Below are 21544 nucleotides of genomic sequence, written 5' to 3'. Positions count from 1 at the left end.
ACCGCGGCACGGCGTGCCGTGCGGGAGGCGGCGCCGGGGCCGCGGCGGCGGTCCCGGCGGGGCGGTGAGCCGGAGCCGCCGCTGGCGCTGGTGGTGTTCGCCCCGAGGGACGGGCTGGCCGCGTACGCCCCCGATCCCGGCGCCGCTCAGGAGCTCGTCCTGTCCGGCATCCCGCACATGTACGCGGGCGTCCTGGAAGCCACCGGGCTGGTGGGGCCGTTGGTGCTGCCCGGCGCCACGGCCTGTGCGGGCTGCGTCGAGCTGGGGCGGGCCGGCCGCGACCCGGCCTGGCCGCGGATGCTCGCCCAGTGGCGGTCCGGCCGCGGCTCGGGGGTACCGTCGTGCGACATGGCACTGGCCACGGTTGTGGCGGGGCTGACCGTGGCGCGGGCGCTGGCCTTCCTCGACGGTGGGTCCCCGGCGAGCGCGGGGGTGCGGCTGGAGCTGGCGCTGCCGGGTCCGGCCTGGTCCCCGCGGCCCGTCGAGCCGCATCCGCGGTGCCCCTGCGGCGCGGCGCGCTCCCCGGAACCCGGGTGTGCCGCGGCCACGGGGTCGCCGCACGGGACAATGAGCAGGTAACCGCCGTCCGCGGCGTGGCTGTTCAGCTCAGCTAGTTGGAGGGGCGAATGTCTGATCTACCCCGCAAGGCGGTCACGCGTACCGCCAAGTTGGCGGCGTTGCCACTGGGGTTCGCGGGGCGCACGGCCCTGGGGCTCGGCAAGCGCATCGGCGGGCGGCCGGCGGAGCTGATCGCGACGGAGCTGCAGCAGCGCACTGCAGAGCAGCTCTTCGCGACGCTCGGGCAGCTCAAGGGGGGTGCGATGAAGCTGGGTCAGGCGCTCTCGGTGTTCGAGTCGGCCCTTCCCGAGCAGATCGCCGGGCCGTACCGGGCCGCCCTGACCAAGCTTCAGGAAGCGGCCCCGCCCATGCCGGTGAAGACGGTGCACGCGGCGCTGGCGGAGCGGCTCGGCGAGGACTGGCGGGATCTGTTCGAGGAGTTCGACGACCGTCCCGCGGCGGCCGCCTCGATCGGGCAGGTGCACCGGGCGGTCTGGCACGACGGCCGGAAGGTCGCGGTGAAGGTGCAGTACCCGGGCGCGGGCGAGGCCCTGCTGTCGGACCTGACCCAGCTGGGCCGGTTCGCGAGACTGCTGGGGCCGCTGGTTCCGGGCATGGACATCAAGCCCCTGATCTCGGAGCTGAAGGACCGGGTCTCCGAGGAGCTGGACTACGGCCTGGAGGCCCGGGCGCAGAGTGCGCACGCCGAGGAGTTCGCGGGCGATCCGGACGTGGTCGTCCCGCGGGTGGTGCACCAGAGCGATCAGGTGCTGGTCACCGAGTGGATGGAGGGGCTGCCGCTGTCGGAGGTGATAGCGGACGGCACCCAGGAGCAGCGGGACCGGGCCGGGCAGTTGCTGGCGCGCTTCCTCTTCTCCGGCGCGGCGCGCACGGGGCTGCTGCACGCCGACCCGCATCCGGGCAACTTCCGGCTGCTGACCGGGGATGATCCCGACGGCCCGGCGGAGAAGTGGCGGCTGGGCGTGCTGGACTTCGGCACGGTCGACCGGCTGCCGCAGGGCCTCCCGCCGGAGATCGGCACCGCGCTGCGGCTGACGCTGGACGGCGAGGCCGAGGCGGTCCACGAGCTGCTGCGGGACGAGGGCTTCGTCAAGCCGGAGATCGAGCTGGATCCCGGTGCCGTGCTCGACTATCTGCTGCCGATCATCGAGCCGGCGCAGGTGGCGGAGTTCACCTTCACCCGCGGCTGGATGCGCGCGCAGGCGACGCGGATCGCCGACCCCCGCTCCCCCGCGTACCAGCTGGCCCGGCAGCTCAACCTCCCGCCGGCGTATCTGCTGATACACCGCGTGACGATGAGCACGATCGGGGTGCTGTGCCAGCTGGGCGCGACCGTGCGGCTGCGGGACGAGATGGAGGCGTGGGTGCCCGGCTTCGCGGCGGCGGGCGGCGGCCCGGCCGCGGAGGGCCGGGAGACGCCGGCCTGAGGTGCCGGGCACCCGGCCTCACCACCAGGACGAGTCGAGACGGCCCTCGATCGATCTGATGTTGGCCCGGGCGCAGTCGTCGCAGAAGTAGCGGCGGCGGCCGTTCTCGAAGGAGCAGGTCCAGGTCGGCGGCGCACCGTCGGCGGGGGTGCCACAGCGAGCGCAGGCGATGGTCTCGTCGGTCTCGGTGGCCTCAGGGTTCAACTGCACTGGTTCATGCGTCTTCTGGTCCACTCCCCAGACGATATCCCCGTAGAGGTGCCGGGAGGGCACAACGCACCCGAACGCCCCGCGGGGCCGGTCCTTGCGGATCCGGCCCCGCGGGGGTGGGAGCGGCCGGCGGGCGGGGCCCGCCGGGGCTCCCGGGTCAGTTCATGACCGCCATGGCCAGGGCACGGCGGGCGCGCATCGAGGCGCGCTCGGCGCGGCGCTGCATGCGCCGGGCGGCGGCCAGCCGGGTGGCCCTCCGCTCGGAGTCGGCCTCCCTCAGTCGCTCGTGCATATGGGCACGGGCCAGGGCTTCTGGGATGAGTTGCATTTCGAGGTTCCTGTTCTGGCGCGAGGCGGTCGCGCGGGCAGAGTCACGGAGGGGGAATTCGGGGCCGAACGGCTCGGCGGAGGGGCGGTGCATGGTCGGATCCTGCTTCTTGGGGTCGTGCGTGGTGGGGCGGTCGATGGTGCCGAAGACGTTCATGCGGCGACCGGGTTCTTGCGCGGACGGCCACGGGGCCGCTTGCGGGCCACCACGACGCCCTGGACGAAGAGCTCGCCGCCCCAGACGCCCCACGGCTCGCGGCGGTCCATGGCACCGGCGAGGCAGGCCTCACGCAGCGGGCAGGTCCGGCAGAGCGACTTGGCGTACTCCACGTCCGCGGGCGACTCGGCGAAGAAGACCTCCGGGTCATAGCTGCGGCAGGGGACGGGGGTGCCCAGGTTCTCGATCGCGTCGTCGAGGTCGGTCAGGGCGGTGAGGGGGGTCAAGGTGTCCTCCGTGGGGACGGGCGGGGGGATCAGGTCGGTCGCTACTGACGGGGTGTGCGCCTTGAGTTGCACGGTGTCTTTTTCCTCGTCTGTCTTCCGGCTCGTGGCCGGGCTGGTTCCCCTCGGCGAGGGGGCAAACAAAAGGGCCGCGGATCCCGGTGTGGGTTCCGCGGCCCTGGAAGGTGCCGACCTGATCATGCCGATCAGGCTGGATCTCTCCAGGGTTCGAGCCCACGGAAGGCCCACATCGTCTGGTGCTGGTGCTGCGTGCTGACGGATCCGGCGCCGTTGGTCGTCGCCGCAAGGGCATAGGCCTGGGCCTGTGCCGTTGCTGCTGCCTCTACCGCGGACGCCTTGGTCGGTCGCTCATTGATCAGGGAGGTTTCGCTGATCAGGGCGGAGCCGTTGATCGGAGCGAAACCGGCGCCGGACAGACCGGTGCCCCGGAGCGAGACGAAGGAGAAGCCGAGCGGACGGGCGGCGACGACCGGGCGATCGGTCATTTTGTTGCAGGTCTTGAAGCTGATCATTGGTCTCGCCTCCTCTCGGCGTCTTCGGGGACCTGTCGGAACAGGTCCGGGCTTTTAAGTTCAGTACAGCTGGTTCAGTACAGCACGGATCCGACGGCTCCCGGAAGAGCCGTTGTCTCCGTGCTCGGAAGGCTATGGGTATGCCGTCCGCGTGCGCAAACTATTTTTCCGGAGATTCTCCGGACGCGTCGTGGGACGCATCTTGCGACGTCAGGTCGTGTCCTGCACACAGCGCGAGGACATCGGCACCGAACGAGTCGAGCTTGCGCCCTCCCACCCCTGAGATGCGCGCGAGCTCCGCTTCGGTTCCCGGAACGGCCTCCGCGATCGCGAGGAGGGTCTTGTCGGTGAAGACGCAGTAGGCGGGCTGGCCGAGCTCGCCGGCCCGGTCCGCGCGCCAGTCGCGCAGCCGCTCGTAGAGCGCCTCGTCGAGCTCGGAGGGGCAGTCCTCGCAGCGCATGAGCTTGATCTCGCCCGCATCGGTCAGGGTGCGGCCGCAGACGCGGCAGCGGGCGGAGCCCCGCTTGCGGCGGCGGTCGGGGCCGCGCTCGACGCCTCCCGGGCCGCCGCGGGAGGCGGTGCCGGGGCGGACGGCCGCGGAGCCCGGGCGCAGGCCGTTCAGGAAGCGGGTGGGCCTGCGGGAGGGCCGGCCGCCCGGCGTCCGGGAGAGCGCCCAGGAGAGGGAGAGGTGGCGGCGGGCCCGGGTGACCCCCACATAGAGGAGCCGGCGCTCCTCCTCGATCTGCTCGTCCGTCCTGGCGTATGTGATCGGCATCATGCCCTCGGCGAGGCCGACGAGGAAGACGGCGTCCCACTCCAGGCCCTTGGCGGCGTGAAGTGAGGCGAGAGTCACACCCTCGACGGTGGGGGCGTGCTGGGCGCTCGCCCGTTCGTCGAGCTCGGCCACGAGATCGGCGAGCGTGGCGTCCGGCCGGGCCCGGACGAAGTCCTCGGCGAGGCGCACGAGGGCCGCGAGGGACTCCCAGCGGTCCCGGACCGCACCGGAGCCGGCGGGCGGCTCGGGCGTCCAGCCGCGGGTGCCCAGGACGGCTCGCACCTGGGACGGGACGTCGTCGGCGCCGTCGAGCTGGGAGTCGGTGCCGCCGGCGCGGGCGGCGCCGCGCAGCAGCAGCCCGGCCTCGCGCACCTCGGGCCGCTCGAAGAACCGCTCGGCGCCGCGCAGCTGGTAGGGCACGCCGGCATCGGCGAGGGCCTGTTCGTAGACCTCGGACTGGGCGTTGATGCGGAAGAGGATCGCGATCTCGCTCGCGGGCACCCCGGAGTCGATGAGGTCCCGCACGCGGCGGGCGGTGCCCTCGGCCTCGGCGGGCTCGTCCGCGTATTCGCCGTAGACGGGCTCGGGGCCGGCGTCGCGCTGGGAGACCAGCGCCAGGCGGTGCTCCGCGGCGCGGCCGCGGGCCTGGGAGAGCAGGCCGTTGGCGAGGTGGACGACCTGGGGGGTCGAGCGGTAGTCCCGGACGAGCTTGACGACGGTGGCGTGGGGGTGCCGGATGCGGAAGTTCAGCAGGTGGTCGGGGGTGGCGCCGGTGAACGAGTAGATCGTCTGGCTGGCGTCGCCGACGACGCAGAGGCTGTCGCGGTCGCCGAGCCACAGCTCCAGGAGGCGCTGCTGGAGGGGGCTGACGTCCTGGTACTCGTCGACGACGAAGTGCTGGTACTGGCGGCGGACGGTCTCCGCGATGTCGTGCCGGTCCTGCAGGACGCCGACGGTCAGCAGCAGTACGTCCTCGAAGTCGATCACGCCGCGGTCGCGCTTGAGCTGTTCGTAGCCGGCGTAGATCCGGGCGGTCTCGGCGGGGTCGCGCGGGGCCTCGCGGCCGGCCTTGGCGGCGGCCGCCGGATAGTCCTCGGGGACGGTCTGGGTGACCTTGGCCCACTCGATCTCGCCGGTCACGTCGCGCAGCTCGGTGCGGTCGAGGCGGAGCTTGCAGCGGGCCGCGGCCTCCGCGACGATCTGGACCTTCCGCTCGGCCAGCCGCGGCAGCTCCCCGCCGACGGCCTTGGGCCAGAAGTACTGCAGCTGGCGCAGGGCGGCCGAGTGGAACGTGCGGGCCTGGACGCCGCCGGCGCCGAGCTGGCGGAGCCGGCCGCGCATCTCCCCCGCGGCGCGGTTGGTGAACGTGACGGCGAGCACGCTGGAGGGCTGGAGCACGCCGGAGCGGACGCCGTAGGCGATGCGGTGGGTGATCGCGCGGGTCTTGCCCGTACCGGCGCCGGCCAGCACGCACACCGGGCCGCCGAGGGCCGTCGCCACCTCGCGCTGCTCGGGGTCGAGCCCGTCGAGCACCGCGTCCGGGGAGTCCGGAACCGGCGGGAAGAGGGTGGAGTGCGTTGCTGCTGTCACCCCGCCATGCTGCCAGGTCCGGCGGGGCGACCGGGAATGCCGTCCACAGGCGTGACCCGTTAGTCGTACGAATGCGGGAATGGCTGTGGACAGGTGCACGTTCTACCACCGGAACAACACCGGGATCGGTACCCACGGCACGACCAGGGGGCGGACCGGACCACCACCGAGAGAAGGGCACGAGGTCGAATGTCGGGCACCGTGACGATGTACAGCACCACGTGGTGCGGCTACTGCCGCCGGCTGAAGAGCCAGCTGGACCGCGAGGGAATCACCTACAACGAGATCAACATCGAGCACGACGCCGAGTCGGCCGCCTTCGTGGAGAAGGCGAACGACGGCAACCAGACGGTCCCGACGGTCCTGGTGAACCCGCTCAGCGGTGCCGCGCCGGTCACCATGACCAACCCGTCCCTGGCTCAGGTCAAGCAGGCCCTCGCCTCCTGACGCGCGCTCGCGGCGGGCACGCGAGCAGAAAGGCCCCGGTCCGCGGACCGGGGCCTTCGCCGTGCCTGCCGGCCGGGCCGGCAGCGGCGCCCGTCCGTCAGGGCTGGCCCTGCGGCAGCGGCTCGCCGTACCAGAGCTCCAGCAGCCGGGCCGCGATGGAGATGCCGGTCGGGGGCAGGACCTCGCCGGAGGCGAAGGCCGCCCGCAGCTCCTCCCGCGAGAACCAGCGCGCCTCGTGGATCTCCTCGCCGTCGACCTGGATGTCGCGGGAGACCGCCCGCGCCATGAAGCCCAGCATCAGGCTGGACGGGAACGGCCAGGGCTGGCTCGCGACGTACTCCACGTCGCCGACGACGACGCCCGCCTCCTCGGCGACCTCCCGCCGCACCGCCTGCTCCAGGGACTCCCCCGGCTCGACGAAGCCCGCGAGGGTGGAGAAGCGGCCCTCCGGCCAGTGCATCTGGCGGCCGAGCAGCGCGCGGTCGTCCTCGTCGGTGACGAGCATGATCACGGCCGGGTCGGTGCGCGGGTAGTGCTCGGCGCCGCAGGCCGGGCAGCGGCGGATGTGGCCGGCGGCCGCGACGACCGTGCGCTCGCCGCAGCGCGAGCAGAAGCGGTGCAGCCGCTGCCAGTTCTCCAGGGCGACCGCGTGGACCATCAGCCCGGCGTCGCGCGGCGAGAGCAGCAGGCCCGCCTCGCGCAGCCCGGCGGGGCGCGCGGACTGGTCCATCCGCCCCGGCAGGGCGTCCTTCTGCAGCGCGAAGTAGGCGATGCCGTCCGCGTCCTGGCCGAGGAAGTAGCGGTGGGTCTCGGTGACGGGCGCCTCGAACGCCGGCGTCATGACGAGCTCGGTGCGGCCGTCGGGGGTGTCGTCGATCAGCGCCTGCCCGCCGGAGACCACGAAGACTCTCGTGGAGGGGTGGCTCCAGGCCGCGGCGAGCCACGCCTCGTCCAGGCGGTGGTGGGCGGCGCGGTCGATGCCGCTCACGCCGGTGAGGGTGATCGGCCGGGCGGCCGTGCGATCGGTCCAGGTGGTCACTGCTGCTTCCAACTCCCCCTACGAATCCCTGCGATTGGTCGTCTGTGCGGTGCGCGGGCTAGCCGGCGCTCCCTCCCCCGGGCACGGTCGCGGAGGCGCCCGCTTCCGCGAGGTCGCTCCACAGGTGGGCGGCGGTCTCGACGCCCTTCATCAGGAGGTCGAGCTCGACCTTCTCGTTCGGGGCGTGCCAGCCGTCCGAGGGCACCGAGATGCCCAGGAAGAGCACCGGGACGCCGAGCACGTCCTGCAGGTCCGCGGCGGGGCCGGAGCCGCCCTCGCGGGTGAAGCGGACCTTCTTGCCGAAGGCGCGCTCCATGGCCCGCACGACCGACTTCAGGTACGGGTGGTCCAGCGGGGTCAGGCAGGGGCGGGTGGCGCCCCAGAACGTGAGCTCGTGGCGGATGCCGTCCGGCAGGGTGTCGGCGACCCACTGGCGCACGGCCTGCTGGACGCGGCCGGTGTCCTGGCCCGCCACGAGCCGGAAGGACAGCTTCAGTTGGGCGGTGGAGGGGACGATGGTCTTCCCGCCGGGGCCCTGGTAGCCGCCGCCGATGCCGTTGACCTCGGCGGTGGGGCGGGCCCAGATGCGCTCCAGCGTGCTGTAGCCGGCCTCGCCCCGGGAGGCGTACGAGTGGGCGGCGCGCAGCCAGTGCTTCTCGTCGAAGGGCAGCTCGGCGAAGAGCTCGCGCTCGCGGTCGGTGAGCTCGACGACGCCGTCGTAGAAGCCGGGGATCGCGACGCGGAGGTCCTCGTCGTGGAGGGCGGCGGCGAGCCGGGCGGCCTCCATGGCGGGGTTGGGCACCGCGCCGCCGAAGGAGCCGGAGTGGATGTCCTGGTCGGGGCCGTAGAGGTCGATCTGGCAGTCGGCGAGGCCGCGCATGCCGGTGCAGACGGTGGGGGTGTCCTCGGACCACATGCCGGTGTCCGAGACGATCACCGTGTCGCAGGCGAGGCGGTCGGCGCGGGCGCGGACGAGGCCGGCGAAGTGCTCCGAGCCGGACTCCTCCTCGCCCTCGATGAGCAGCTTGAGGTTGACCGCGGGCGCCGTGCGGCCGGTGGCGGCGAGGTGGGCGCGGACGCCGAGGGTGTGGAAGAACACCTGGCCCTTGTCGTCGGCGGCGCCGCGGGCGTACAGCTTGCCGTCCTTGAAGACGGGCTCGAAGGGCTCGGTGTGCCAGCCGTCCTCGCGGGCGGCGGGCTGGACGTCGTGGTGTCCGTAGACGAGAACGGTCGGGGCGCCCTCGTCGCCCGAGGGCCACTCGGCGAAGACCGCCGGGGCGCCGTCGGTCTCCCAGACCTCGACGGTCGGGAAGCCCGTCTCGCCGAGCTTCGCGGCCAGCCATTCGGCGCTGCGGCGCACGTCCCCGGCGCGGCCGGGGTCGGCCGAGACGGAGGGGATGCGGAGCCACTCGACGAGGTCGTCGAGGAACGCGGCGCGGTGGCCTTCGATAAACGCGCGGACGGCGCTGTCCGGAGTCTCGCTCATGGCATCGAGCCTATCCGGACACGCATCGTGACCATGACCGGCCCGGCGTCCGCCCTGGTCACGCCTGCTCCCCCAGGAGGAGCCGTTCGAGCCCGGCCCGGTCGGGAAGGCCGGGCGGGCGGACGGTCCGGCCGTCGCGCACGTACACGAACGCGGCCGTCACGGAGGACAGCGGCAGGCCGTGCTGCTCGGCCCAGGCGACGCGGTAGATCGCGAGCTGCAGGGGGTCGGCGTCGTGGGCGCGGCTGGTCTTCCAGTCGACGATCTCGTACGTGTCGCCCTCGGGGCCGCGCTCGCGGTAGACCGCGTCGATGCGGCCGCGGACGACGCGGCCCGCGAGGGTGAGCTGGACGGGCACCTCGATCCGGTGGGGGACGCGGTGGGCGTACGGGGTGCGCTCGAAGGCCTCCTTGAGGGCCGCGAGGTCCTGCTCGTCGGCGATCTCGGGGCCGGGGCCGTCGTCGTCCGCGCCGCCGGGCAGTTCGTCGGGGCCGAGCAGCGGCAGGGGCAGCGGCTCGAAGCGGGACTCGATCCAGGCGTGGAAGCGGGTGCCGCGGCGGGCCGCCGGCTGGGGCGGGCGCGGCATCGGCCGGGCGAGCTCGCGCGCGAACCCTTCGGGGTCGCCGGCGAGCCTGACCAGCTGCCAGGCGCTGAGCGCGGCGGGCAGGGGGACATCGCGCTCGCGCGCTCGCGCCCGGCGGAGCTCGCCCGCCAGGGCGTCGAGGTCACGGTCCCAGGAGGCGGCGAGCCGCGCTTCCTCGGGCAGGAGCGGGGGCACCGCGGGCCCCGGCTCCCCGGTCGCGGGGGACTGCCCGGAGGGGAACTCCTCCGGGTGCGGCGCCGGGTGGGGCAGGCCGCCCACAGGCCCGGGGCGGGCGGGGGCGTGGTCGTCCCGCACGGGCACGGGGCCGCCGGCCTCGCGGCGGGGGGCCGGCAGCGACGGGGCGCAGCCGCTTCCGGCACCGCCGGGCTCCCCGGTGGGGGTGATGCGCCGCTGCGGCGGAGCGGGATGCGCCGGTCCGGCCTCTTCAGCGCTTCCCGGCTCCGGGCGGGCCGTCGGGAGGTCGTCCCACGCACCGGGGCCGGCGAGGAGCTCGTCCTCGTACGCCTCGAAGTCCTCGTACGCCTCGTACTCCTCGTCGTCCGACGGGGCCGGCCACTCCGGATCGTCCGCGGGACCCGGTTCCCCGGTCTCCGCCGGCGCGGCGTCCAGCCGGGCCAGGTGCGCGTTCACCGCGTCCGCCGCGGCGCGGCGCCGGGCGAGGGAGTCCGGATCGAGGGGCAGGGGCCAGGAGCGGTCGGTCGCGGTCTCCTCCAGGGCGGGGTTCTCCGCGCCTTCCTCGGGGGCCTCGGCCCAGGCCTCGATCTCGCCGTGGCCGGCCTCGCAGTGCGCGCGGAGGGCGTCGAGGAAGGCGGACGGCCCGCGGGGCTTCTTCTGGCTGGGGCCCCACCAGTGGCCGGAGCCCAGGAGGAGGGAGCGGGGGCGGGTGAAGGTGACGTAGCCGAGGCGGAGTTCCTCGATGCGCTGGTGTTCCTTCATGGCGGCCTTGAAGGCGGTCATGCCCTTGCTGTCCCACGCCTGGACGTCGGGCAGGGTGTCGGCGTCGCCGCGCAGGGCGTGCGGGAGGACCTTGGCCTGGGCGGTCCAGGAGTCGCGGGCCTGCTCGCTGGGGAACGTCCGGTCGACGAGGCCGGGGACGGCGACCACGTCCCATTCGAGGCCCTTGGACTTGTGCGCCGTGAGGATCTTGACGGTGTCCTCCCCTCCGGGGAGGGAACTGTCGAGGCCCTTCTCGTACTGCGCGGCGGTGCGCAGGAAGCCGAGGAAGGACAGCACGGTGGTCTCGCCGTCGAGGGCGGCGAAGCCCGCGGCGATGTCCAGGAAGTGGGAGAGGGTCTCGCGGCGGCGGGCGGCCAGGGCGTGCGGCGACGCGGACAGCTCGACCTCCAGGCCGGTGACGGCGAGGACGCGGTGGAGGACGTCCATGAGGGGGTCGGCCAGGGAGCGGCGCAGGTCGCGCAGTTCGGCGGCGAGGCGGGCGAAGCGGACGCGGGCCTCGGCGGAGAAGGGCAGGCCGTCGTCCGGGGCGTCGGCGGCGAGGAAGGTGTCGAGCGCGTCGGCGAGGGAGACCGTCTCGGCCGGGTCGACGCCTTCGACGGCTTCGGCCAGGCGCCGCTCGGGGTCGTCGCCGGCGCTGCCGTAGGGGACGAGGGTGCGGGCGCGGCGGCCGAGGAGGGCGAGGTCGCGGGCGCCGATGCGCCAGCGGGGCCCGATCAGCAGCCGGACGAGGGAGGCGTTGGCGGCGGGGTCCTGGAGGACCTCGCAGACGGCGACGAGGTCGGCGATCTCCGGCAGGTGCAGCAGCCCGGACAGGCCGACGACCTCGACGGGGATGTCCCGCCGCACGAGCGCGCCCTGGATCTGGGCGAAGTCGGCGGCGGTGCGGCACAGGACGGCGATGTCGCCGGGGCGGGTGCCGCTGCGCACGAGGTGGGCGAGGGAGCCGGCGAGCCATTCGAGCTCCTCGGCGTGGGTGGGCAGCAGGGCGCAGCGCACCATGCCGTCCCGCTCGGCGCCGGGGGCCGGGCGGAGGGCCTCGACGCCTTCGTGGCGCTCGCGGAGCTCGGCGGCGAGGTCGTTGGCGAGGTCGAGGAGGCGGCCGCCGCTGCGCCGGTTCTCGCTGAGGGCGAAGCGGCGGGCGGGGCTGCCGTCGGCGAAGGGGAAGTGCTCGGGGAAGTCGTCCAGGTTGGCGACGGAGGCGCCGCGCCAGCCGTAGATGGCCTGGCAGGGGTCGCCGACGGCGGTGACGGCGTGGCCGGTGCCGGCGCCGAAGAGGCCGGCGAGCAGGAGGCGCTGGGCGACGGAGGTGTCCTGGTACTCGTCGAGGAGGACGACGGCGAACTGCTCGCGCAGGATCCGGCCCACTTCGGGGCGGGTGCGGGCGAGCTCGGCGGAGAGGGCGATCTGGTCGCCGAAGTCGAGGAGGTCGCGCTTGCGCTTCTCCTCGCGGTAGGCGCCGACGAGCTCCAGCAGTTCGAGGCGGGCGCGGGCGGTCTCGGGGACCTTGCGCAGGTCGGCGTTGGTGAGCCGGGCGCCTTCCAGGGCGGCCAGCAGCTCGCGGTCGTGACGGCGGAGGTCCCCGGTGGGCACGAGGTGCTCGGAGAGCTCGCCGTCGAGGGCCAGGAGGTCGGCGACGAGATCGCTGAAGGACCGGGTGAGGGCGGGGTACGGGCCCGGTGAGGTGCGCAGGACGCGGGCGGCGAGCTGGAAGCGGGTGGCGTCGGCGAGGAGGCGTGCGCCGGGCTCCAGGCCGATGCGCAGGCCGTGCTCCTTCAGGAGCCGTCCGGCGAAGGCGTGGTACGTGGAGATCTGCGGCTCGCCGGGGGCCTGGCCGGGGTCGGCGGCCGGGGGCTCGGGGTCGGTGACGCCGGCGGCGACGAGCGCCTTGCGGACGCGCTCGGACAGCTCGCCCGCGGCCTTGTTGGTGAACGTGAGGCCGAGGACCTGCTCGGGGGCGACCTGCCCGGTGCCGACGAGCCAGACCACGCGCGCGGCCATCACCGTGGTCTTGCCGGAGCCGGCGCCGGCCACGATGACCTGCGGGGCGGGCGGCGCGGTGATGCAGGCCGTCTGCTCCGGGGTGAAGGGGATGCCGAGGAGCTCCTTGAGCTGCTCGGGGTCGGTCAGGCGCGGGGTCACGGCACACCACGCTAACGGCCGCCACTGACAGCCCCGTATCACCGCAGGTCAGAGAGGTCCCGCGAGGAGCGGGCTATTCGACGACCTGCCGGCCCTCGGGGCGGGCGGTGCAGGAGGCGCGGAAGGAGCAGTGCGAGCAGTGCTGGCCGGGCCGGGGCGCGAACCGCTCCTCCAGGACGCGGCCCGCGGCCTCGGCGAGCAGCCCGCCGATCCACTCGCCCTCGCCCAGCGGCTCCTGGGCCTGCACCTTCGGCACGGAGTCGCCGCCGTCCTTCTTCGCCGCGCCCTGGCGCAGCTGGACGAGCTCGGCGCCGCCGGGCCGCGGCCGGGCGCCCTCGAAGACGTCGTCGACGGCGCCGTGCTCGACGGCGAGCTGGTAGACGGCGAGCTGGGGGTGGCGCTCGACGTCCTTGGCGGAGACGGTGCCCTTGCCGGTCTTGAAGTCGACGACGTAGGCGCGGCCGTGCTCGTCCGCCTCGACGCGGTCCATGGAGCCGCGGATGCGGACCAGGTAGTCGTCGGCCTTCAGGGTGACGTCGAAGGGGTGCTCGGTCGCGACGGGGGCCCGGCCGCCGCGCTCCATCACGTGCCAGCGCAGGAAGCGCTCCAGGGCCGCGCGGGCGTTCTCCTTCTCCTGCACGGACTTCCAGGGGGCGTCGAAGGAGAGTGCGTCCCACACGGAGTCGAGCCGCTCCATGAGCACGGCGAGGTCGGCGGGGGTGCGGCCGGAGGCGACCTCGTCGGCGAGGACGTGCACCACGTTGCCGAACCCCTGGGCGGCGGTGGCGGGCGCGTCGGCCTTCACCTCGCGCCCCAGGTACCACTGCAGGGAGCAGGTGCCCAACTGGCCGAGGGCCGAGCCGGACAGGGCGACGGGGCGCGTGCGGTCGCGCAGCGGCACCTCGCTGTGCGTCGGCTCGTGCAGGCCCCACCAGCGGTACGGGTGTGCCGCCGGGACGAGCGGCTGGCCCTCGTCGTCGCGCAGGGCCGCGAGCCGGGCGAGGCGCTGCGCGGCGGCGGCGCGCAGGGCGTCCGAGGCGGCGGGGTCGACGGTCGTGGCGCGCAGCTCCGCCACGAGCGCGGGGACGGCCAGGGGGCGCCGGGGGCGCTGGGTGACGTCGACGGGCTCGGCGCCCAGCTCGGCCAGGAACCGGGAGGGCTGGTCGCCGTCCTCGGCGGCCGCCTTGACCGCGGTGACGACCACGCGCTCGCGCGCACGCGTGGCCGCCACGTAGAACAGGCGGCGCTCCTCGGCGAGCAGCGCGCCGGGGCTGAGCGGCTCGGCGAGGCCGTCGCGGCCGATCCGGTCGGCCTCCAGGAGCGAGCCGCGGCGCCGCAGGTCGGGCCAGAGGCCTTCCTGGACGCCCGCGACGACCACGAGGTGCCATTCGAGGCCCTTGGAGCGGTGGGCGGTCATCAGGCGCACGGCGTCCGGGCGGACGGCCCTGCGGGTGAGGGTGTCGGCGGCGATGTCCTGCGCTTCGAGCTCGTCGAGGAAGTTCAGGGCGCCGCGGCCGCCGGTGCGCTCCTCGGCGCGGGCGGCGGTCTCGAAGAGGGCGCAGATCGCGTCCAGGTCGCGGTCGGCGTTGCGGCCGGCGGCGCCGCCGCGGTGGGCCGTGCGCTCCAGGCGGGCGGGCCAGGGGGTGCCGTCCCAGAGGGCCCAGAGGGCCTCTTCGGCGGTGCCGCCGGCCGCGAGGAGCTCGCGCGCCTCGCGCAGGAGCGCGCCGAGGCGCTGGGCGCCGCGGGCGTAGGCGGGGTCGTGCACGGCGAGCCGTTCGGGCTGCGCCAGGGCTTCGGCGATGAGGGTGTCGGAGGGGCGGGGCAGGTCGGCGCCGCCGGCCCGCTCCTCATCGCGCAGGGCGCGGCCGAGGCGCCGGAGGTCCGTCGCGTCCATGCCGCCCAGGGGGGAGGTGAGGAGGGTGAGGGCGGTCTCGGGGTCCATGGCGGGGGGCTGCCCGCCGGTGGGGTCCGCGGCGGCAGCGGACGCCACGTCCTCCGCCACCACCCTCAGCGCCGTCAGCAGCGGGGCGACCGCCGGTTCCTGGCGCAGGGGGATGTCGTCGCCGTCGACCTCCACGGGGACGCCCGCCGACGTCAGGGCGCGGCGCAGGGACGGTATGGAGCGGGAGCCGGCGCGGACGAGGACGGCCATCTCGTGCCAGGGGACGCCGTCCTCCAGGTGGGCGCGGCGCAGGATGTCGGCGATGTTGTCGGTCTCGGCGCCCGCGGTGGGGTACGTGTACGCCTCCACGCTGCCGCCCTCGCGCACCGCGGCGAGGTCCCGGTGCGCGCGGACGGCGTCCGCGGGGAGGCGGGTGAGGGGCATCCGGCGGGTGAGCAGCCGGGTGGCTTCGAGCAGCCGCGCGGCGGAGCGGCGCGAGGTGGTGAGGACCTCGACGGGCGCGGGCGTGCCGTCCCGGCGCGGGAAGGCGTGCGGGAATTCGAGGATGCCGTTGATGTCGGCGCCCCGGAAGGCGTAGATCGACTGGTCGGGGTCGCCGAAGGCGACGAGGGTGCGGCCGTCGCCCGCGAGGGCCCGCAGGAGCCGCACCTGGGAGGCGTCGGTGTCCTGGTACTCGTCGACGAAGACGGCGTCGTAGCGGCCGGCCAGTTCGGCGGCGGTGTCCTGCCGCTCGGCGAGGAGGACGGCGCGGTGGACGAGCTCGGCGTAGTCGAGCACGCCGCGCATGTCGAGCAGGTCGAGGTACTCGGCGAGGAAGGACGCGGCGGCGGCCCAGTCGGGCCGGCCGGTGCGGCCGGCGAAGCCGCCGAGGGCTTCGGGGCCGAGCCCGAGCTCACGGCTGCGGGCGAGGACGGCGCGCACCTCGTCGGCGAAGCCGCGGGTGGTCAGGCAGGCGCGCAGCTCGTCGGGCCAGCGCACCCGGGCGCGGCCGGCGCGCTCCAGCTCGGCCTGGCCGGCCAGCAGCTCGCGCACGACGGCGTCCTGCTCGGGGCCGGACAGCAGCCGCAGCGGGTCGATGAACAGGTCGGCGTCCTGGTGGGCCCGGACGAGGGCGTAGCAGTACGAGTGGAAGGTCGTGGCGCGGGGCGCGCCGGCTCCGGCGCCGAGCCGGGCGGCCATCCGGTCGCGGAGCTCGACGGCGGCCTTGCGGCTGAAGGTGAGGACGAGGATCCGCTCCGGCGGGGTGCCCCGGCGCACCCGTTCCGCGACGGCCTCGACGAGCGTGGTGGTCTTCCCCGTGCCGGGCCCCGCGAGGACGAGCAGGGGACCGCCGGCGTGCTCAACCACGGCGCGCCGGCGCGCGTCCAGCTCAGGAAGGGCCGTGGGGCCCGGCCGGGTGCGCACGAGGCGGTAGGCGCCCGGGGAGGGCTGCCGTGCCTGCGGGCGCTGCGGCCGGGTCGAGCCGGAAGGCGGGGAGGAGCTCACGTGGGTTGCCGGTCCTGGTGGGGGTGCGGGGAGTCGTGCGGCCGTGCGGGCCGGGAGGCCGGGGAGTGACGGCGGTTCCCGACGCTACGCCAGGCGGCGTCCGGGGCGCAGGGCGTCCCGGGAGTCGGCGCACGGCTTCCACGGTCTCACCCGTTCGGGTGAGACCGGTCCCGTACCGGTCACACGGTGGCCGGGGGAAACCGTCAGGTGTGCGGAGTCACACTCCCGGGGTCGCGGCCGTCCCAGCGGGCGCGGGCCATGGCGAGCCGGGGCACGTGTCCCCCGGCCGCCCGCCCGGCCTCGCGCAGCGGCGTGCCCTCCTCGCGGTAGTGGGCGAGGGCGCGCAGCTCGTGGCCGGGCAGCAGGACGCCGTCCGAGCGGACGACCCGCCACCAGGGCACGGCGCCGCCGTAGAGCGCCATGACGCGCCCGACCTGCCGCGGCCCGCCCTCCCCCAGCCACTCGGCGACGTCCCCGTAGGTCATCACCCGGCCGGGTGGGATCCGCTCGGCGACCTCCAGCACCCGCTCCGCGTACTCGGGGAGCTCATCGTCCTCGCTCATCCGGTCCATGGTGCCGTACCCCACCGACAGCACGGGCCCCCGGTCACTCAGAGTGCGCATCCGCACCACAGGGCGTACGATCCGGAGTCCGCGCCCCCGAATTGCACCCTGATGCCCCCTCGCCCGGCGGGGCCATGCCACCATCTTCCGGGCGGTGACAGGTGATACGAGACCAAGAAGAAGAGAAGGACCGGCAGCAGGGCGCGGAACCTCCTGAAGAGGAGCGCGCTCCCCGAGCGCTGCCCGCTTCCGGGGAGCCCGGCTACGACTGCGCGGACGGAGAGGCGCACATCGACAAGGTCTCCGGCGACGAGCCCCTGCTGCCCGCCCGCGTGCACCGCCCGGCCGACCTGGTGCGGCTCTTCCTCGGCATCGTCGGCATCGCCCTCGTCCTGGCCCTCGCGGCCTTCGCCCACGGCACCACCACGGGCCTCGAACAGGACATCAGCGAGAGCACGGGCCGGGCCCCGCAGCTGCTGGCGAGCTTCGCGGGCCTCGCGGCCAACATCGCCATCTTCATCGTCCCGGTGGCCTTCGCCATCGAGCGGCTGATCAAACGGGACGGGCTGCGCATCGCCGACGGCGTGCTGGCGGCCGTGCTGGCGCACGGCGTGTCCCTGGCCACCGACCTGTGGGTCGCCCGCACGGCCCCCGGCTCGATCCGGGACGCCCTCACCCAGCAGGCGCCCACGGGCGGCCTCACCGATCCGGTGCACGGCTACCTGGCACCGGTCATCGCCTATATGACGGCAGTGGGGATGTCCCGCCGCCCCCGCTGGCGGGTCGCCATGTGGGCGGTCCTGCTCCTGGACGCCTTCGCCGTCCTGGTCAACGGCTACACGACGCCGTTCTCGATCGTCACCACCGTCCTGATCGGCTGGACGGTCGCCTACGGCACGCTCTACGCCGTCGGCTCCCCCAACGTCCGCCCCACGGGCCGCCACCTGCTGACGGGCCTGCGCCGCGTCGGCTTCAAGCCGGTCACCGCGCTGCGCACCGAGGACGGCGCCGACGACACCGAGCCGCACGAGCGGGGCCGCCGCTACATCGTCACCCTGGAGGACGACCCGCCTCTGGACGTCACGGTCGTCGACCGCGAGCAGCAGGCGCAGGGCTTCTTCTACCGCGTCTGGCAGCGGCTGGCCCTGCGGGGCATCACCCAGCGCCGCAGCCTGCAGTCCCTGCGCCAGGCCCTGGAGCAGGAGGCACTGCTGGCCTACGCGGCCATCGCGGCCGGCGCCAACGCCCCCAAGCTGATCGCCACCTCCGAGCTGGGCCCGGACGCCGTGATGCTCGTCTACGAGCACATCGGCGGCCGCCCCCTCGGCCAGGTGCCCACCGAGGAGATCACCGACGAGCTCATGGCGGGCGCGTGGCGGCAGGTGCAGGCCCTGCAGTCGCGCCGCATCGCGCACCGCAGGCTCGACGGCGACGCCCTGCTGGTGGATCGTTCCGGCAACGTGGTCCTGACCGACCTGCGCGGCGGCGAGATCGCGGCCGGCGACCTCGTCCTGCGCATGGACGTGGCCCAGCTCCTCGTCACGCTCGGCCTGCGCGTCGGCGCCGAGCGCGCCGTGGCCACCGGCGTGGCCGTCCTCGGCCCCGACGCCATCGCCGACAGCCTCCCGCTCCTGCAGCCCATGGCCCTCACCCGCGTCAGCCGCGCGACCCTGCGCCAGCTCGCCCGCGAGCGGGCCCAGCGCGAGCGCGAGAAGGTCCTGGAGGCGGCGGAGGCCGCCAAGGGGGCCAAGGAGGACGTCAGCGACCGCAAGACGCTCAAGGCGGAGCGGCAGGCCGAGAAGCGCGCGATAGACGAGGCCCTGGAGGAGGCCCGCGAGGAGGACCTGCTGGCGCAGATCCGCCGCCAGGTCCTGCTCATCCGCCCCCAGGCCCCGATAGAGCCCGTCCGCCTGGAACGCATCAAGCCGCGCACCCTCATCAGCTTCGTCGCGGGCGCCTTCGCCGCGTACTTCCTGCTGTCGCAGCTGACCCACGTGCAGTTCGGCGACCTCGTCGAGAAGGCGGACTGGGCGTGGGTGGCGGTCGCGGTGGCCTTCCAGGCGCTGACGTACGTCGCCGCGGCGATGAGCCTGCTGGGCTTCGTGCCGGAGAAGGTGGGCTTCGGCCGCACGGTGCTGGCCCAGGTGGCCGGCTCGTTCGTCAAGCTCGTGGCTCCCGCGGCGGTCGGCGGCGTGGCCCTGAACACCCGCTTCCTGCAGCGCTCGGGCGTCCGCCCGGGCCTCGCGGTGGCGAGCGTGGGCGCGTCCCAGCTGTTCGGCCTGGCGTGCCACATCCTGCTGCTGCTGTCCTTCGGCTACGTCACCGGCACGGAGCGCAGCTCGTCCCTCGGCCCCTCCCGCACGGTCATCGGCGGCCTCCTGACGGCCGCCGTGCTGGTGCTCGTCGTGGCGGCGATCCCCGTCCTGCGGAAGTTCGTGTCGACCCGCCTCCGGTCGCTCTTCGCGGGCGTGATCCCGCGCATGCTGGACGTGATGCAGCGCCCGCAGAAGCTGGTCTCGGGCATCGGCGGCATGCTGCTGCTGACGGCGGCGAACGTCATGTGCCTGGACGCGTCGATCCGCGCGTTCGGCGGCGAGCTGAGCTACGCGAGCATCGCGGTGGTGTTCCTGACGGCGAACGCGCTGGGTTCGGCGGCGCCGACGCCGGGCGGCGTGGGCGCGGTGGAACTGGCCCTCACGGCGGCGCTGACGGTGGCCGGTCTCCCCGCGGAACAGGGCACGCCGGCGGTGCTGCTCTTCCGCCTGATGACGCTGTGGCTGCCGGTGCTGCCGGGTTGGCTGTCGTTCACGCACCTGACCCGCAAGGGAGCGATCTGAGCGGAGGACGCCTCGCCCGCAAAGGACGGGGCGAGGCATCTACCAGCCCCACCCCCCGGAAAACCTTGCACATGCGAGCGCCAGCCCCTTAACGTGCCGCATATGCGTTCCTACACCATCGGCCGGGCGGCCAAGCTGCTCGGAGTCAGCACCGACACCGTCCGGCGGTGGGCCGACGCGGGCCGGATACCGACGCGCCGCGACGAAGCGGGGAAGCGGCACATCGACGGGGCCGACCTGGCCGCGTTCTCGGTGTCCCTCGCGGCGGAGGCGGCCGACGGCGAGGACGCGTACACCAGTGCCCGCAACGCCTTCCCCGGCATCATCACCGCGGTCAAGCTCGGCGACGTGGCGGCCCAGGTCGAGATCCAGGCCGGCCCGCACCGGCTGGTCTCCCTCCTGACGCGCGAGGCCGTCGAGGAGCTCGGCCTGGCGGTCGGGATGGAAGCGGTGGCCCGGGTGAAGGCCACGAACGTGCACATCGACCGCACCTGACCACGGAGAACCGATGCACATTCGCCGCTCCCTGCCCTTCCTGGCCGGCGCCCTGCTCGTCCCGCTCCTCGCGGCCTGCGGCGGCGAGGACAAGTCCGACGCCAAGGAATCCACCAGCCTCACCGTCCTGGCGGCGGCGTCCCTCACCGACGTCTTCAAGCAGGCGGGCGCGGCCTACGAGAAGGAGCACCCCGGCACGAAGGTGACGTTCTCCTTCGCGGGCTCCCAGGAACTGGCGGCGCAGGTGCGCCAGGGCGCACCCGCGGACGCTCTGGTCACGGCGGACACGAAGACGATGGAGGACCTCAGGAAGGACACGGGCTCCCCCACCGTCATCGCCAAGAACCGGCTGACGATCGCCACGGCCAAGGACAACCCCAAGAACGTCAAGTCCCTCTCGGACCTCTCCCGCGATGACCTCAAGGTCGTCCTGGCGGCGCCCGAGGTCCCGGTGGGCCGCTACAGCAAGAAGGTCCTGGACCAGCAGCACGTCACGGTCAAGCCGGCGTCTCAGGAGCCCAACGTACGGGCGGTGCTGAGCAAGGTGAGCCTGGGCGAGGCGGACGCGGGAATCGTGTACGTGACGGACGCGACGACGGCCAAGAACAAAATCTCCACCACTCCCATCCCCGACGCGCAGAACGCGGTGGCGTCGTACCCGGCGGCCACCCTCAAGAACTCCAAGCACGCCGACCAGGCGGCCGACTTCGTGAAGTGGCTCAGCACGGACGAGGCCCAGAAGCTCCTCCGCACCGCGGGCTTCCAGCAGCCGTGAGGAGAACGCCGCTGACGCTGGCGCTGCCCGCAACGGCGGCAGTGGCGTTCCTGTTCCTGCCCCTGCTGGGCATCCTCGCGCGCACGCCGTGGAGCACGCTCCCGGCCCGCCTGACCTCACACGAAGCGACCGAAGCCCTGGGCCTGTCCCTCCTGGTCTCGGCCTGGGCCCTGGGGCTGTCTCTCCTCCTCGGAGTCCCCCTGGCCTGGCTCCTGGCGAGGGTGGACTTCCCGGGAAAGTCACTCGTCCGCAGCCTGGTGATGCTGCCGATGGTGCTGCCGCCGACGGTCGCGGGCGTGGCACTCCTCCAGGGCTACGGAAGAAGGGGTGTCCTGGGCCCGCCCCTGGAGTCACTGGGCATCACGCTCCCCTTCTCCACGGCGGGCGCAGTAGTCGCCTCCTCCTTCGTAGCAATGCCCTTCCTGGTGATCAGCCTGGAAGGAGCACTGGCGGGCCTGCACCCCCGCTACGAAGAGACGGCGACGTCCCTGGGAGCAACCCCCCTCCGCGTCTTCCGCACGATCACGCTGCCGATGGTGGCACCGGGCCTGGTCGCGGGAGCGGCGCTCACGTGGGCGAGGGCGCTGGGCGAGTTCGGCGCGACGATCACGTTCGCGGGCAACCTCCCGGGCGAAACCCAAACGCTGCCCCTCCAGGTCTACCTGCTGTTGCAGGACGACCCGGAGGGAGCAACAGCGGTGTCCCTGCTCCTCCTGCTGATCGCAACGGCGGTACTCCTGGCCCTCAGGGGCCACTGGCTGCAGACGCGGACGGTCGGGAGGGGCCGGGGTGGCCGGGGCCCGGCAAGGGGCGTTGGGGGCACCCCCAGCGGTAGCTGGGGGAGTGATTTGCGGAAGCGTTCGGGGCACCCGGAACGACGAACGGGGACCGTAAATCATGCAGCCCCGGAGGGCTCCGGCCACCCCGGCCCC

At 74.2% G+C, this 21544-nt stretch carries 16 protein-coding genes and 1 pseudogene; 7 read left to right on the top strand and 10 right to left on the bottom strand.

Features of this window, described 5'->3' with window-relative positions:
• Both B7P34_RS27475 and B7P34_RS27470 read left to right on the top strand, forming a co-directional pair.
• A pseudogene (locus B7P34_RS27475) lies at window positions 1-579 on the top strand (hypothetical protein); the annotation flags it as partial.
• Window positions 580-626: 47 nt separating this feature from the next.
• The gene (locus B7P34_RS27470) at window positions 627-2006 is read left to right on the top strand and encodes an ABC1 kinase family protein (protein ID WP_106680837.1); all 1380 of its coding nucleotides are present in this window, start codon (window positions 627-629) and stop codon (window positions 2004-2006) included.
• 18 nt (window positions 2007-2024) lie between these two features.
• Here B7P34_RS27470 and B7P34_RS27465 read toward each other — a convergent pair whose 3' ends face one another.
• From B7P34_RS27465 to B7P34_RS27445, 5 genes are all read right to left on the bottom strand, one after another.
• Window positions 2025-2240 (bottom strand): hypothetical protein, encoded by a 216-nt coding sequence (locus tag B7P34_RS27465; protein WP_223268290.1) that lies wholly within the window; start codon window positions 2238-2240, stop codon window positions 2025-2027.
• 133 nt (window positions 2241-2373) lie between these two features.
• Complete coding sequence (locus tag B7P34_RS27460) at window positions 2374-2700, bottom strand: hypothetical protein (RefSeq protein ID WP_106680835.1); 327 nt, start codon at window positions 2698-2700, stop codon at window positions 2374-2376.
• Window positions 2697-2987, bottom strand: a complete 291-nt coding sequence (locus B7P34_RS27455; RefSeq protein WP_353620270.1) for a WhiB family transcriptional regulator — start codon at window positions 2985-2987, stop codon at window positions 2697-2699. Before B7P34_RS27455 ends, B7P34_RS27460 begins: the two co-directional genes overlap by 4 nt.
• A gap of 203 nt (window positions 2988-3190) precedes the next feature.
• On the bottom strand, window positions 3191-3517 hold the full coding sequence (locus tag B7P34_RS27450; protein ID WP_106680833.1) for a hypothetical protein: 327 nt from the start codon (window positions 3515-3517) through the stop codon (window positions 3191-3193).
• Window positions 3518-3677: 160 nt separating this feature from the next.
• Window positions 3678-5882, bottom strand: coding sequence for an ATP-dependent DNA helicase UvrD2 (locus B7P34_RS27445; RefSeq protein WP_106680832.1), 2205 nt, complete (start codon window positions 5880-5882; stop codon window positions 3678-3680).
• 189 nt (window positions 5883-6071) lie between these two features.
• Between B7P34_RS27445 and B7P34_RS27440 the strand changes: the two genes are divergently transcribed.
• Window positions 6072-6329 (top strand): mycoredoxin, encoded by a 258-nt coding sequence (locus B7P34_RS27440; RefSeq protein WP_106680831.1) that lies wholly within the window; start codon window positions 6072-6074, stop codon window positions 6327-6329.
• A gap of 97 nt (window positions 6330-6426) precedes the next feature.
• Here B7P34_RS27440 and nudC read toward each other — a convergent pair whose 3' ends face one another.
• The 5 genes from nudC to B7P34_RS27415 form a co-directional block, all read right to left on the bottom strand.
• A complete protein-coding gene (gene nudC / locus B7P34_RS27435) occupies window positions 6427-7368 on the bottom strand; it encodes an NAD(+) diphosphatase (protein WP_106680829.1) in 942 nt (313 codons plus the stop codon).
• 58 nt (window positions 7369-7426) lie between these two features.
• Complete coding sequence (locus B7P34_RS27430) at window positions 7427-8854, bottom strand: dipeptidase (RefSeq protein ID WP_106680827.1); 1428 nt, start codon at window positions 8852-8854, stop codon at window positions 7427-7429.
• Window positions 8855-8912: 58 nt separating this feature from the next.
• Window positions 8913-12554, bottom strand: a complete 3642-nt coding sequence (locus B7P34_RS27425; RefSeq protein WP_106680825.1) for a UvrD-helicase domain-containing protein — start codon at window positions 12552-12554, stop codon at window positions 8913-8915.
• Window positions 12555-12627: 73 nt separating this feature from the next.
• Window positions 12628-15942 carry an ATP-dependent helicase gene (locus B7P34_RS27420; RefSeq protein ID WP_106680823.1) on the bottom strand — a complete coding sequence of 1105 codons (3315 nt, stop codon included), beginning with the start codon at window positions 15940-15942 and terminating at the stop codon, window positions 12628-12630.
• 203 nt (window positions 15943-16145) lie between these two features.
• On the bottom strand, window positions 16146-16505 hold the full coding sequence (locus tag B7P34_RS27415; protein ID WP_223268289.1) for an MGMT family protein: 360 nt from the start codon (window positions 16503-16505) through the stop codon (window positions 16146-16148).
• A gap of 161 nt (window positions 16506-16666) precedes the next feature.
• Here B7P34_RS27415 and B7P34_RS27410 point away from each other — a divergent pair, with 161 nt between their 5' ends.
• The 4 genes from B7P34_RS27410 to B7P34_RS27395 form a co-directional block, all read left to right on the top strand.
• Complete coding sequence (locus B7P34_RS27410; protein WP_106680821.1) at window positions 16667-19342, top strand: lysylphosphatidylglycerol synthase transmembrane domain-containing protein; 2676 nt, start codon at window positions 16667-16669, stop codon at window positions 19340-19342.
• A gap of 102 nt (window positions 19343-19444) precedes the next feature.
• Window positions 19445-19837, top strand: a complete 393-nt coding sequence (locus B7P34_RS27405; RefSeq protein ID WP_106680819.1) for a TOBE domain-containing protein — start codon at window positions 19445-19447, stop codon at window positions 19835-19837.
• A 13-nt stretch (window positions 19838-19850) separates the two neighbouring features.
• The gene (modA, locus tag B7P34_RS27400) at window positions 19851-20612 is read left to right on the top strand and encodes a molybdate ABC transporter substrate-binding protein (protein WP_106680817.1); all 762 of its coding nucleotides are present in this window, start codon (window positions 19851-19853) and stop codon (window positions 20610-20612) included.
• The coding region (locus B7P34_RS27395) for an ABC transporter permease (RefSeq protein WP_189383085.1) at window positions 20609-21544 on the top strand (936 nt) is incomplete at its 3' end. The genes modA and B7P34_RS27395, both read left to right, overlap by 4 nt.

This window comes from Streptosporangium nondiastaticum, from assembly GCF_003011965.1.
GTDB lineage: Bacteria > Actinomycetota > Actinomycetes > Streptomycetales > Streptomycetaceae > Streptomyces > Streptomyces nondiastaticus.
The sequence above is the reverse complement of the archived record's forward strand: the minus strand, read 5'-3'. Positions and strand labels throughout refer to the sequence as shown.